12 protein-coding genes are annotated in these 12700 nt (G+C 68.3%); 5 read left to right on the forward strand and 7 right to left on the reverse strand.

Translation table 11 applies throughout. The annotated features are described in order from the left end of the window. Window positions 1-61: 61 nt before the first annotated feature. Window positions 62-397 (reverse strand): DUF4760 domain-containing protein, encoded by a 336-nt coding sequence (locus ABD297_RS20860; protein ID WP_344257042.1) that lies wholly within the window; start codon window positions 395-397, stop codon window positions 62-64. Between the two features lie 230 nt (window positions 398-627). Here ABD297_RS20860 and ABD297_RS20865 point away from each other — a divergent pair, with 230 nt between their 5' ends. Beyond that, window positions 628-1584, forward strand: a complete 957-nt coding sequence (locus ABD297_RS20865) for a hypothetical protein (RefSeq protein ID WP_344257043.1) — start codon at window positions 628-630, stop codon at window positions 1582-1584. A 229-nt stretch (window positions 1585-1813) separates the two neighbouring features. On the opposite strand, the gene ABD297_RS20870 is transcribed toward ABD297_RS20865, so the two are convergent. Further along, a complete protein-coding gene (locus tag ABD297_RS20870) occupies window positions 1814-2089 on the reverse strand; it encodes a hypothetical protein (RefSeq protein ID WP_344257044.1) in 276 nt (91 codons plus the stop codon). 235 nt (window positions 2090-2324) lie between these two features. Here ABD297_RS20870 and ABD297_RS20875 point away from each other — a divergent pair, with 235 nt between their 5' ends. Beyond that, on the forward strand, window positions 2325-2741 hold the full coding sequence (locus ABD297_RS20875; RefSeq protein WP_344257045.1) for a DUF4192 family protein: 417 nt from the start codon (window positions 2325-2327) through the stop codon (window positions 2739-2741). Further along, on the forward strand, window positions 2732-3508 hold the full coding sequence (locus tag ABD297_RS20880; RefSeq protein WP_344257046.1) for a hypothetical protein: 777 nt from the start codon (window positions 2732-2734) through the stop codon (window positions 3506-3508). Before ABD297_RS20875 ends, ABD297_RS20880 begins: the two co-directional genes overlap by 10 nt. 117 nt (window positions 3509-3625) lie before the next feature. On the opposite strand, the gene ABD297_RS20885 is transcribed toward ABD297_RS20880, so the two are convergent. From ABD297_RS20885 to ABD297_RS20900, 4 genes are all read right to left on the reverse strand, one after another. Further along, window positions 3626-4771 carry an alkaline phosphatase family protein gene (locus ABD297_RS20885; RefSeq protein WP_344257047.1) on the reverse strand — a complete coding sequence of 382 codons (1146 nt, stop codon included), beginning with the start codon at window positions 4769-4771 and terminating at the stop codon, window positions 3626-3628. Beyond that, complete coding sequence (locus ABD297_RS20890; protein WP_344257048.1) at window positions 4768-6039, reverse strand: alkaline phosphatase family protein; 1272 nt, start codon at window positions 6037-6039, stop codon at window positions 4768-4770. The genes ABD297_RS20885 and ABD297_RS20890 overlap by 4 nt, the downstream gene beginning before the upstream one ends. A 192-nt stretch (window positions 6040-6231) precedes the next feature. Further along, complete coding sequence (locus ABD297_RS20895) at window positions 6232-7521, reverse strand: glycoside hydrolase family 3 N-terminal domain-containing protein (protein WP_344257049.1); 1290 nt, start codon at window positions 7519-7521, stop codon at window positions 6232-6234. Window positions 7522-7874: 353 nt separating this feature from the next. Continuing rightward, window positions 7875-9614: an alkaline phosphatase family protein gene (locus ABD297_RS20900; protein ID WP_344257050.1), complete on the reverse strand. Its 1740-nt coding sequence runs from the start codon at window positions 9612-9614 to the stop codon at window positions 7875-7877. A gap of 323 nt (window positions 9615-9937) precedes the next feature. Between ABD297_RS20900 and ABD297_RS20905 the strand changes: the two genes are divergently transcribed. Continuing rightward, window positions 9938-10264, forward strand: coding sequence for a hypothetical protein (locus ABD297_RS20905; RefSeq protein ID WP_344257051.1), 327 nt, complete (start codon window positions 9938-9940; stop codon window positions 10262-10264). Between the two features lie 84 nt (window positions 10265-10348). Here ABD297_RS20905 and ABD297_RS20910 read toward each other — a convergent pair whose 3' ends face one another. Then, on the reverse strand, window positions 10349-11761 hold the full coding sequence (locus ABD297_RS20910; RefSeq protein ID WP_344257052.1) for an FAD-dependent oxidoreductase: 1413 nt from the start codon (window positions 11759-11761) through the stop codon (window positions 10349-10351). A 241-nt stretch (window positions 11762-12002) separates the two neighbouring features. Between ABD297_RS20910 and ABD297_RS20915 the strand changes: the two genes are divergently transcribed. Beyond that, window positions 12003-12635, forward strand: coding sequence for a trimeric intracellular cation channel family protein (locus ABD297_RS20915; RefSeq protein ID WP_344257053.1), 633 nt, complete (start codon window positions 12003-12005; stop codon window positions 12633-12635). Window positions 12636-12700: the final 65 nt, after the last annotated feature.

Below are 12700 nucleotides of genomic sequence, written 5' to 3' on the forward strand. Positions count from 1 at the left end.
CGCCGAGAGGGTCTTCCGGCTGCCTGGGCCGCCGTCTTCAGCGGGGCGTCACGGGGACCAATCAGCCCTGCCTGGTGGCCAGCGCCTCGAAGTTCTCGTAGAGCTCAGGCACGCCCTGCTTCTCCCGGAGCTTCACAGCGGCGGGACCGACACGCGACCACAAGCCGGAGACCCACAGCCAGTCGAGCACGAGGTCGGTGTCAAGAAGTCCGTTCTTGGTGAGCGTCCCGACGGTCTCGCCCCAGTTGAGGACCCGGGAGACCAAGACGTCATCGGTGGATGCCGTGTCGGGGTCGAAACTCTCGGCCCAGATGGCCTTCTGGGCTTCCTCGATACCCATCGCGGAGCCCCACTGAGCCAGCTGTACCAGTAGTGCCCCGTCTTCCCGATCAGCCATGTCACCCTCCCTGACTCGACAACTTTGGTATCCGGCAACGCTACTCGCGGCGCCTACGCCTGACAGGGCTTCGGCGAACACGGGCTCGACCGGGCTGAAGGCGCCATCCTCAGAGTCACGTTCTTACAGAAGAGGTACCCATAGCGCTCGGCCTCATTTCGCGTCGCGCCTCTGGCAGCCGTGGGAGGTTCCGGTATCCGACATCGCCTCGAGCGCAGGAGGGAGACCCAATGTCCCGCGTGCGGCGCCATGCGGTCCTCCTGGGACTGATGCCAGCGGTTCTGTTGGTGATGCTGTTCTGGCGCCAGCCCCGCCCCCCAACGGTCTCGGCGATCGACACCCTGGAGGATGTCGTCCTAGCGGCGCTGGGCATCGTGATCATCATCGGGATTGCCGGCTCGCTTCATGTGAAGACCCTGACGACCACGTCACGGTACGTGAGGCTCGTTGGTGCTTTCGCCGCGGTGTTGCTCAGCGGCATGGTGTTGTTGGCCGGAATTGCTGCTGCTCCTGCGCGGTTCTGGGTGATGCTGCTGGCCGCCGCTGGGGTAGCCGGGGGCGCGTGGGTGGCCTGGCGCACCTGGCGGTCCCTTCCTCGCAACGTTCTTGCCGGACGCAGGGAGAAACTCGCACTTGCTGCGCTGGCCCTGGCGCTACCGGGTATACAAGCTTGGCACGCGATCGCCTTCATCCAGGCGACGCAGAACGTCTCCGTCTCAGTGAGTCCCGCTCTGGAGACGCAAGGCACGGTTGAGGCGACAGGAGAGAAGAAGGTCCGGCTGTCGCTGACCGTCGCGAACAAGGGGCAGGCACGTGCCCTCGTGCTCATCTCCTTGGCCACCTACTGCTGGGTTCCGGATACGGACCAGGGAATGGACAAACCGCTAGCCAAGGCCGTCGCTGCCGAGGACCTCGCCGCCATGCGCAACCTGCCGGGTTGTGGCTCGACCCGGCCCGTCCGTCAAACGTCTTGGATCGACCCTGGCACGGAACTGTCTGTTTCTCGCGCGCTCGTCGCCCCACTCGACAAGTCCCGGCTCCTTGTTGGCGTGCGCGTCGCCTACGCCCGGGGAGACCGGCTGCAGACGGCACCCACCACCGACGGGCCGCTACCGATCGAGAACAATGGACCGTGCGTGCGTGGGTCGTACTTGCCAGTCCTGGCTGAGTCCCGGGTCAAGTCCTAGCCATGGCCAGACCTACCTGATGTACGCCGACAGAAACGGCGACGGCGGAGTCAACTACTGGATCGCCACCGACACGACATGTCGACCAGACGGCGAGACACCTGGCCGTGAGGACTACATCAGTCACTACGCCATCACGCAAACCACGGGATGGTTCGAGACCTGGGTGCAACCGACACCGATACCTGCGCCAGCCAAGTAGGCGCAGCCCGCGAAGTGGTAGCCGCAGTCACGACGAGGGGCGGTGTTCCGTCGCGGGCGGCGCAGACTGCACGCTGAGTTCGATTCCTCGGGCAAGGCCTTCTAGGCGGTTCGCGCCCGCCTCGCAGCTCGCCCGAGCGCGTTCGACGTCCGCCTCGATCTGCGCGATCTGGGCCATCAACTTGTCGGTGTGCGCTCGAATTTCATCCACGTTGCCAGACCCCCAGCGTTGACGAACGTCGTCGAAGGCGCAGGCCCGGAACCGCCGCCACGAACTCCTACGGGAAGGCGAGATGGTCGTCATGCTCCAAGACTACGAGGGCAAGGCGGTTGGCCCGCTGGCCGCGCCGCAGGGAACGAAACCTTCTCTCGTGCAATGAAATTGGGTGGTACAATGTGTACCACGAGGCATAGGGACAACCACGTCCGAGACTGGACTGGAGAAACCCCCTCGCAAGAGTTCACGAAGGGCCCGTCACATTCGGTGGCGGGCCCTTTGGCATGCCCGGACCCCCCCGGGCCTCATCGGAAGGAAGAGCATGACCACACCACCTGTCACCCTGCGTAGCCCGGCAGACCTGCTCGCCGTCGTCCCTCACCTACTGGGCTTCGAGCCGCGGCAGTCCATCATCGTCGTGGCCATCCGCGTCAACAAGATCGGCCTGAGCCAGCGCATCGACCTGCCCGAACACGAACGCGTCGAGGAGGTCTCCCACGCCATCCTCAGGCACGTCATCAGAGATGCAGCCAAGGCTGCCCTGCTCGTCGGCTACGAAGAGTTCGCGGGCGAGAGCCTGCCCCTCATCGAGGCCATCACCGCACGGTTGAAACAGCGCGACGTGGCGGTCCGGGACCGGATCGTCGTCCACGAAGGCCGGTGGCGCTCTCTCGACTGCGTCGAAGCATTCTGCTGTCCGCCCGGCGGCAGCCCCCTCCCGAGCTGTCAGTGGCCCTGAGCGACACCCCGGACCCGGTGGTTGCCGGCACGCCGCTCACCTGCACGGCGACGGTGTCCAACGGCGGACCGTCCACCGCACACGGCGTGGCGCTGCTCGAGACGCTCGACCCGAACGTGGCCTTCACGTCGGCCTCGATCTCGAACACCAGCGCGGGGACCTGCGCCCAGGTGGTCGGCAACCCGCACCAGGTGCAGTGCCAGCTCAATGACCTGGCACCCACCGGCTCGTTGACCGTCTACGTCCAGGTCCTGGTGCTCTCCGCGGCTCCCATCGGCAGCGGCACGCTGTCGACGTCCGCCGCTGTCAGCGCGACGAGCACCGACCCGGCCTCGGGTAACAACAATTCGACCGCCACGACGTCGGTCACTCGGTCTGCCGATCTGGCGACGACGATCACGGCGCCGTCACACAAGTACACCCCGTCGACGACCGTGACGTTCACCGCTGCCGCGACGAATAACCGCCGCTCGGACGACGCGAACGTCATCCTGACGATCACGCTGCCCGGCACCAAGGTCGGCCACTACGTGTCCGACACCGGAGGCGCGGCCTGCTCGACGACGGCGACGGCCACCGCCACCACGACGACGTGTGCCTACCCGGCAGTCGCGTCGGGAGTGACGAAGTCGCTGAACGTCTTCTACTTCATCCAGGGCAACCAGAAGGTCCAGACCGGATCGACCAAGGAGGGCCCGACCACGTCGGCGACCACCGACCCGGTTCAGGCGAACAACACCGCGAGCTGGGCCGTCGGTCCCAAGTGATCTCGGGCTGACGGTGCAGGAGTCGGGGTGTCCGCTCGCCCGCCGGGGCGAGCGGACACCTTGACGACGAGGCCCTCGGCCCGGGCATGACCACCACTGTCGATCGAGGAGCGTTGCTCAGGGCTTGTTCCATCCGCTGTTGTAGACGTCGAGCCCGAAGCGGTTCAGGCCGGTGGTCTGGGCGTAGCCGAGGTAGGGGAGGCGGAAGATGTCCTCGATGGAGGCGAGCAGGGAGTAGTGGTTGTAGCTGGTCGTGCTCCACGTGTTGGGCTTGACGTAGCGCGAGAGGACGAGCGCGCCGATGCGGCCGCCGCCGGGGCCGGTGATGCCGGGGAGGGCGGCGTTGGGTCCGGGGCCTTCGCCGCAGCAGGCGGTCGCGTCGGTCTGAGGCCCGTCCGACTCGTCGGCGGTGATGACGAGCATCCCGTCGTTCTGGTAGGCGGGGGAGTTGACGATCTTCGGCACCCAGATCTTGAGCCAGGCATCGACGCTGGTCAGCCCGCCGGGCTGGCCGTCGACACACGGCGAGTCGTGGCCGTCATGGCACAGGTTCGGGGTGATGTAGCTCAGGTTCGGAGTCGTGCCGGCCGAGGCAAGGTCGCTGCTGAGCGCGTCGAGGTTGACGACGTGCTGTCCGCAGGTGGGTGAGCCGGTGATGGAGGCGAAGTACATGAAGGGGTTGTGGCGAACGGCGTACTGGTTGCCGACGGTGGCCTTCTGGGTGGGGTCCGGAGAGTTCAGGGCCGGGTGAAGGCAGGGGGTGGCCATGTCCTCCATGTAGCTCTTCCAGGTCAGCTTCTGCGCACTCAGCTGGTCGGTGAGGTTGGGGACCGAGGTGGGGAAGACGCAGCCGCTGCCGATGGCCTGACCCGGGGCAGCGGTGCCGGTGCCGGTGAACTGTGAGTAGACCTGGCAGTCGGACTGCATCTGGTCGTTCGGGCCCTGCCCGGAGATCTGGGCGATGTAGTTGGGCTGCGAGTTGTGCGCGGTGCCGTAGTAGGTGTTGAGCAGCACGCCCTGGGAGCGGAGGGTCTGGGAGAGGTAGGGCGCAGCGGAGCCGGCTCCCCAGGTCTTGTCGTAGCCCTTGTTCTCGATGTTGATGACGAAGACGTGCTTGATCGGTGGCACGTATGCCGTCGTGCTCGAGGCCGCGTCGCTCGCCCCGGGCGTGGTGAGGCTCAACCCGAGCAGGGCGAGCGCTGCGACGGCCGTTCCCAGCAAGAGCAGACGGTGCTTCCGCGACGAGTGGTCGATGAGGGTCATGGGAGGCTCCATCCGTCGGCGAGGGCTTTCTTCTTCAGGTCCGGCCACTCGGACTGCTCCGGGCCGGTCACGGCCGCGGGGGTGCAGGCGGTGGCGGTGAACGGGGGCACGGTGAAGCTCGGGGCGGTGAGGTTCGGTGCGGATGAGAAGTCGAGGACCTCGGCGATGTTGCGCGCGTTGGAGTCGCGGGGCGTGAGCGGTGCCAGGCCCCAGCGCCACTCGATCATCTTGAGGATCGAGGTGTGGTCGTAGGTGTTGTGGGCGACGAAGCCGCGTCGGGCCCGCGGGGAGACGATCAGGGCCGGGACCCGGAAGCCGCGCAGCGCCGTGCTGCCGCCGGTGTCGGGGGCCGTGGTCGGGGCGACGTGGTCGAAGAACCCGCCCCACTCGTCGAAGTTGACCACGAGCAGCGTCCGCTCCCAGTTGGGGCTGGAGGTGACCGCTTGGTAGACCTCGTTGAGGAACTGCTCCCCGGCCCGGATGTCGGCGTGGGGGTGGTCGTCGCTCGAGGAGCCCGAGCTCTCGTCCATGAACCTCGGGTCGATGAAGGACACGTCGGGAAGCGTCCCGGCCGCAGCATCTGTCAGGAACGTCGCGAACGGCTTGGCGATGGGGACGTACTTCGTGCCCCAGAGAGCCACGAAAGGGATGTCCGAGAAGTAGTACCGGCCGGTGCGGCCCGCGGCCGCAAGACGGTCCCAGATCGTCGGCAGGGTCGAGGTCGCCGTCGAGTTGTGGATTCGATCGGTGGCCGCCGCGTGCATGTAGAACCTGTTCGGGTAGGTCTCGGCCATGACGGCGGAGTAGTAGCCGTCGCACATCGTCCATGCCGGCGCCGCTTGCCCGAGGAAGGCGAGGTCGGACTGCTGGTAGTAGCCGATGGGCAGCAGGTCGTCCTCGCCGGCGCGGAGCCAGCCGTCGGCCTTGCCGCCGTTGAGCTGGATCAGTCCACCCTCCTGGGAGTGGTCCGGGTCGTTGTGTCCGCAGCTGGCGTACTGGGCCAAGTGGTAGGTCGAGCGGGTGACCCCGTAGCGGTCGACGTAGCTCAGTCCGGCCTGCTTGCCGTTCGCCCCGGGGAGCCAGCCCATGAAGTGGTCGAAGGAGCGGTTCTCCATCATCACGACCACGATGTGGTCGATCCCTGAGCTGCCTGGGGACGGCAAGGGGGTGGCCGCAATCGCTTGCTCGGGGGCTGCCAGGGAGGCGCCTCCGGCAAGAGCCAGCGCACCTCCTGCTGCTGCGCCGCCGAGGATCTGTCGCCGGGTCATTTTCACCCGATCGAAGGTAGCGACCTCATATGGGAATCCCTAGGCGAGAGCGGCCAGTTCGTCGTGCGTTCACCGAGAGTTCTCGCAGCGACTGCCATGAAGTGATTCACGACACGTCGATCAACATCCTGAAGAGACAGCGCTTTTCGCCGTGGTCCGGGGCTGTGATCGAACCCGGACGAGGGCCGGGGCTCACATCTGGGTGACGAGGTAGCGCTGCAGTCCGGCGACGGTGCGCGAGTTCCAGGTGGGCGCGCCGTCGAGGTACAGCCCGAGGTAGGTCTGCAGGGCCGCCGTCGACCGCGGGCCCCAGACGCCGGCGACGGGGGCGCCGATCCGCGCCTGCAGGGCGCGGATCGTCCCGGTGTCGAAGACGCCGGTCTGGGTGATGCCGAGCCAGCGCTGCAGTGTCGAGATGGTCCGCGTCCCGAGCTGGCCCGTGACGGCGAGGCGCGGCGCGAGCAAGCCGTACTGGGCCTTGACGGTGAGGAGTCTCAGGACGGAGGCCCGCACGCGGCTTCGGAAGGTGCTGTCGGTCGCGGCTCGGGCGGTCACCGCCCGGACCATCGCAGGAATCACGGTCGGGTTGACGGTGAGGACGAGGTCTCCGCCGGCGTCGAGGAAGTCGACGGCGCGGGCGCCGGGCGACCACGCGGCCACCTGTTTGGCGTTGCCGATGTCGTCGCTGACGATCACCCCGGTGAAGCCGAGGTCCCCGCGGATCATGCCGCGGATCACGGTGGGGGAGAACACCGCCGGGTGGGAGGCGTCGATGCGGGAGTAGTAGGCCGAAGAGACCATCAGTATGTGCGCGCCGGCGGCCACGGCCGCACGGAAGGGTCCGATGTCGGCGGAGGTCCGCGTCGTGACCCTGTCGGTCACTCCCGCGGTGGTGTCCGTGTTGCCGGTCACCCGTCCCAGCCCGGGGAAGTGCTTGGCCGTCATGGCGAGTCCGGAGGCCTGCATGCCCCGAAGGAACGTCGTGCCCTTGTCGGCCACGACCGCGGGCGTGTAGCCGTACTCGCGCTGGAAGTAGCCGATCGGCTGGTTCAGGGCGGCGAAGCTCTTCGCGACGGTGTCCATGACCGGGGCCAGGTCGACGTCGACGCCCGCGCGCATCACCTGGGTGCCCCACCCCCTGGCGTATGCCGTCAGGGTCGTGTCGCTCCACTCTCCCTGGGTCAGGGCGGTGGGCATCCGAGAGAAGCCGGGGCCCTGGAGGACCTGGACGTAGCCGCCCTCCTGGTCGGAGGAGATGAGAAGGGGCACCGCGGCCGTGGCGGCCGTCGTGGCGAGGGTGTCGGCGCGGCCGGTCAGGTATCGCACGGGGGGCGCGCCCGCGGTCGTGCGCCCGGTGAGGATGAGGTTCCCGACGTGGTAGCTGCTGATGGCACTGGTGGTGGCGGAGCCCAAGCCGGTCACGCTGCCGCCGACCATGAAGAGCTGCCCGATTCGTTGCGCCGTCGTCATGCTGTCGTACACGGCCAGGGCTTGGCTGGCGGGGCTCAACGTCGACGACGTCGGCGCTGCGTTCAAGGCGCTGAAGGTTGCCACGTCGCTGCTGCCGACGGCGCCTCCGGCGCCCGGGAGCACAGCGAGTGCGCTGACACCGACTGCTCCGGCGAGAGCCGCAGCAGTCACTGATGACCATCGACAAGGCATGCCCGACCACCTGTCTGTTCAGAGGAGCTCGGCGCGACGTAGCTCAAGCCTAGGACCGCGACCCGGTTGTTGGGTGGAGACGCGCGATCCCGGTTGCGGAGCAGACGGATCAACTCAAGGTCTCCATGCCGGACGGGCCCGGCCGTGTGGCCGGACCCGTCCGGTCGGGAGGGTCAGTGGGGGTAGTGCAGCCCGGGCAGGCTCGGGGTGCCCTCGGCCCGAACCCCTTGCAGGGCAGAGGGGTCCAGCCCGAGCAGCTTGAGGATGGTCGGGGCGATCTCGGCGGTGGCGGTCGGGGTGCCGATCGCGCCCCGCCCGGCACCGGCCCCGGAGACGACGAGCGGGACGTGCCGGTCAGCGGGTGCGTCGCCCCCGTGTTCGGCGATCTTGCCGACGCCGCCGGTGTAGACGACGCCGTGCTGGGCGATCCCGACGACGTCGGGAGCGTGGGGGTCACCAAGAGGTGCGCCGAACAGCTGGTCCGCGGCGCCACCCGTGCGCACGTCGGTCAGGCCGGAGGCTTCGACTGTCGTGGAGTAGGTGCCCTTGGGGTCGGTGGCGGTGTTCGCGGGTGCGGGGTGGCTGAGCAGGTAGCCCTTGACGAAGGTTTCGGCCGCTTCGGACCGGTCGGAGAGCCACAGGAGCATGCCGTCGTCGTCGACGGAGAAGACGATGAGGGGACCGGCGGCAGGGTGCCCGGCCGTCCACGCGCGGTTGATCGCGTCGATGATCCGGCCGTCGTCGACGCGCCGCAGGGTGGACAGGTCGATCGGTGACTGGCCGTGCTTGGCCGAGAGGATGACGGTGGTCCGCGCGCCGATCCCGTTGCGTCGCAGGGCGTTCTCCATCGAGCCGACCTCTCGGTCGACGAAGGCCAGGCTGCTCTGCAGGACGGGGCCCGGGGTGCCACCGGGGCTGTAGCCTCCGGCCTGTCCGCCGGACGTGGGCAGCTTCTGCGCGGTCGAGACGCTCTGGAAGTTCATGCCGAAGATCGCCGGGGTGCCGACCTGGGTGGTGCCGGAGTGGTCGAGTCCCTTGATCTCGTTGAGGACGGCGGCGACCTTGGTGGCGTCGTACTCCTGGGTCAGCGCGTTGTTCTTCGTCCAGTCGTCCCCGGCGGCGTCCGCGACGGAGTTGATCTCGGGCGTGAACAGGTCCTGGACGCCGTGACCCGAGGGGCCGTTGAGGATCTCGTATGCCGCGTGCTTGTCTGACCACGCCGTGCGCAGCCCCGCGGCGCGGGCGACCTCGAACACGGTGTTCACGCGGAGGTAGCTGTGGGGGTAGAGCGGTCGGCACGTTGCCGGGTCGACGGGCAGCAGCGCCGGGTCGAGCAGCCGTGCCGCATCGGGGGTGAGCTTGAGGATCGCGGAGGTGATGGCCGAGGCGGAGGCCAGGGTCTGGGGGAGGGTGTTGGCCGGCAGGTGCGTCAGCGCGGGATCGGTCAGGCCCTGGCCGGCGTCCAGCGTGATCGGGTTCTGCGACCGGTCGGCGCCCTCGGTCCAGGCGACCTCGGTGCCGGGAGTGGCCTTCGAGCAGTCGGTCGTGCCGGGAGCGAGCAGCGTCCGGTTGAAGGTGTCGTCGTAGTAGACGCCGGTCGTCCCCGGTCCCGCCCCCGTCAGCTGGGCGACCATGCCGGGGAAGGAGTCTGAGGGGAAGGTCGTCTGCGCCCGCGAGTAGCTCGTCCCGTCCTTGACCAGTGACGCCAGTGCGGAGTGCGGGTGGGCGTTGACGTACCAGTCGAGGTCGCTCTGGTGCAGACCGTCGACGGACAGCAGCAGGACGTGTCGCTGGACGTGTCGCGAGGTGGGGTGGGTCGAAGGGCGGGCGGTGGCTGCACCGGCGACCACGGGGACGAGCGCGGCGCCGGCCAGGAGGGCGACGGCTGCACGGCTTCGGCGGGAACTTCGCATGAGGTCCACTCTCTGAAGGGGGTCAGGACGACGAGCCCGTGGCGATCGCACGGCTCGAAGGTCTGGTCTATGGACCGCTGCTGCGAAGGTGTTGGGAGGTGCCCCACGTGGCGACGAACAGGGGGAGAACTGTTGTCGACCGGTGACTGACCACACGGCCCCGGACCTGACCGTCGGTGTGGTTCTCGCGCTGGCGGGCTGGGCCTTCACGGCCGCTCGTGCCAATAGGAAAGGCCCCGGGCCGCACATCGAGTGAACTCTCAGCATCCGTCCCTATTCTCTGCTCGCTGCAGACGCGCAGCCTTGCGACAAGGAGGTGTTCGGTGACGGTCATCAAGTCTCTCTGGGCCAGTGTCCAGGGGGACCCGGTTTTCATGCGCCGGGTCAACGGCTGGTTAACGATCTTCTGGCTGGTGATGATCCCGGTCTCCCTGGTGACTCACTGGGTCAACTCGGTGGTGTACGTCTCGGCCCTGTCTCTGTGGGCGCTGGTCTCGGGTCACTGGTCGGCCTGGCAGGCTGCACGCGTCGAGGTCAAACAGCACGAGGAGGCCCAGGCCGCCAAGAAGGAGAACCTGGCCGAGGACGTGGTGGAGCAGCTCGTCGAAAAGACGAACCTGCAGCCTCAGGCCCCCACGGAGACGGCCTAGGACAAGGCTCCAAGCCGGACCCGTGAGCCCCGGGAGCGCGGCGGCCCGGCGCGGCTGCTGCTGTGTCGGGTGCCGTCGTTCGGGTCAGGCGCCTGGCGCCAGGGGGCGCAGTGAGGCGAGCACCTCGTTCAGGGCCTCCGTCGTCGACGGGTGTGTCCAGATGCCGTCCCGGAGCCTGCTGGCGGTCGTGCCGGTCCTCATGGCCAGGGCGATCAGGTTGACCACCTCCTGGGCGTCGATGCAGAAGAGCGTGGCGCCGAGGATGAGGTCGGTCTCGGCATCGACGATGACCTTGATGAGTCCGTGCGTCTCGCCGACGATCTTCGGACGGGGCATGGCGGCGATGCCTGCGACGTCCTTCACGGCGACGAGGACGTCGATCTCGAGCTCTCGCGCCTCGGTCTCGCTGATGCCGACCCTGGCCAGGGGCGGAGACAGGAACGTCGTGGTCGGGACGGCGACCCGGTCCTTCGTCGTGCGACCGCCGGACCCCACCAGCTGGTCGAGCACGATTCGGTGGTCGTCCAGTGAGACGTACGTGAACTGGGGTCCGCCGTTGACGTCGCCCACCGCGAACACCGTCGGTGTCGCGGTGCGCAGGTGTTCGTCGACCTCGATGAAGCCGCGGGCGTCGGTCGTGACACCGGCCCGGGCCAGGTCGAGGTCGGGCGTGGCGGGGACGCGGCCGGTCGCGACGAGGACCGCGTCGGCCCGCAAGGTGCGGGTGCCGAGGTCAGGGCTGCCGCTGATCGTCACCACCGTGCCGGGTCCCTGCTCGGCGCCGTCGTGGTCCAGGACGGACTGAACCGTCTGGCCGAGATGGAACTCGACGCCTTGCTCCTCCAGAAGTCGCCTGACCGCCTCGGCGACGTCGCGGTCCTCACGCGGCAGGAGTGACTCGTTGTGGTCGACGACGTGGACCGACGAGCCGAAGTGGGCGAACATGCTGGCGAACTCCAGCCCCACGTATCCGGCACCGACGACGACGAGGCGGCGAGGAAGGGGTTCGACGTGCTGGAGCGTGGTGGAGTCGTACACCCGCGTGCTGTCGGCTGCGCCCTCGAACTGCGGTGGTGCTGGCACTGTTCCGGTGTTGACGACGACCGTGTCCGCTCTAACGAGCAGGCGGTCGGCGCCGGCGGACACCTCCACCTGGTCGGGCGCCACGAAGCGGGCCTGCCCGTCGATGAGGGTCACGGTATCGACCTCGGCGAGCATGGCGTGGTTGCGAGCGTTGAGCTGGGCGATGAGGGTGTCTCTGGCGACGACGGACGTCGCGAAGTAGTCAGCGGGATCGTCCGTCCCACGACGCTCCTCGGCGCGATGGATCAACGCCTTGGTGGGCACGCAGGCGACGTTGATGCAGGTGCCGCCATACATCTGCGGTGACCGTTCGACGAGGGCGACGTGCTGTCCTTGCCGGCCGAGGGCGCCCGCCAGCGTCTTGCCGGCCTTGCCCCACCCGAGGACCAGGACGTCCACGCTGATGCTTTCCATGTTTCCTCCTCGGGATGACGCGAGCGGCCACCCGGTCCGGCGCACGCCTGGTCTGTCGCAGCCAACCACGGAACCGCCGCGGGCGTACACGCCCGTTCCGGCCACCGCAGGGCAGGAGTGGCACCCGTCCGGGGCACTGAGGCGACGGGGACTCCCGGCATAGTCCCGGCATACGTCGTGCTGCGTGAGGTGCGGCGTACTCTCGCTCCATGGCGAGTGCTGGACGTCCGGCGGTGCTGCCGTGAAGGCCGCCGACGTGCTCCTGCTGGTCCTCGACCTCGCTGGGACACTCGTCTTCGCCCTCAACGGAGCGCTCACGGCCATCAGGTCGGTGCGAGTGGACATCGTCGGGGTCATCACCCTGGGCATGATCACCGCCCTGGGCGGCGGCATCGTCCGTGACGTCATCATCGACAGGTTGCCCCCGGCCACCTTCAGCGACTGGCGCTACCTCGCCGTTGCAGGTGTCGGGGCCCTTGTCGCGTTCGCGCTCGGGAGGCGACTGGACCGAATCGCCTTGTCCATCAACGTCTTCGACGCCATGGGGCTCAGTCTCTTCGCCGTCACGGGCGCCACGAAGGCGCTGCAGACCGGTCTGGGCCCCGTGCAGGCAGTGATCCTGGGCGCGATCACGGCCGTCGGGGGCGGCACGCTGCGCGACGTCCTCATCGGCCAGGTTCCCTCGGTCCTGCGCAGTGGGCTGTATGCCATTCCCGCCCTGGTGGGAGCGGGCATCACCGTCGTCGCCGTGCGTCTGGGAGTCGACGGGCTGGCGGCAGCATTGGTGGCGGCCCTGGCCTGCTTCACGATCCGCATGGTCGGTCTGCGCTACGGCATAGATGCCCCGACGCCTCGGGACGCCCCGCCCTCGTGACGCGTCGGGCACGCGGAGCCCGCGTCCAACGCGGCTGGACGTCAAGACCTGGGGCCAGCCACGGT

It is taken from the genome of Terrabacter carboxydivorans (assembly GCF_039532035.1).
Taxonomy (GTDB): Bacteria; Actinomycetota; Actinomycetes; order Actinomycetales; family Dermatophilaceae; genus Terrabacter; species Terrabacter carboxydivorans.

Bases quoted from the DNA above. Each gene is read 5' to 3' on its own strand.
- ABD297_RS20900 (WP_344257050.1), bottom strand. From the start codon at position 9,614: ATGCGAAGTTCCCGCCGAAGCCGTGCAGCCGTCGCCCTCCTGGCCGGC.
- ABD297_RS20890 (WP_344257048.1), bottom strand. From the start codon at position 6,039: ATGACCCGGCGACAGATCCTCGGCGGCGCAGCAGCAGGAGGTGCGCTG.
- ABD297_RS20885 (WP_344257047.1), bottom strand. From the start codon at position 4,771: ATGACCCTCATCGACCACTCGTCGCGGAAGCACCGTCTGCTCTTGCTG.
- ABD297_RS20865 (WP_344257043.1), top strand. From the start codon at position 628: ATGTCCCGCGTGCGGCGCCATGCGGTCCTCCTGGGACTGATGCCAGCG.
- ABD297_RS20870 (WP_344257044.1), bottom strand. From the start codon at position 2,089: ATGACGACCATCTCGCCTTCCCGTAGGAGTTCGTGGCGGCGGTTCCGG.
- ABD297_RS20875 (WP_344257045.1), top strand. From the start codon at position 2,325: ATGACCACACCACCTGTCACCCTGCGTAGCCCGGCAGACCTGCTCGCC.
- ABD297_RS20910 (WP_344257052.1), bottom strand. From the start codon at position 11,761: ATGGAAAGCATCAGCGTGGACGTCCTGGTCCTCGGGTGGGGCAAGGCC.
- ABD297_RS20860 (WP_344257042.1), bottom strand. From the start codon at position 397: ATGGCTGATCGGGAAGACGGGGCACTACTGGTACAGCTGGCTCAGTGG.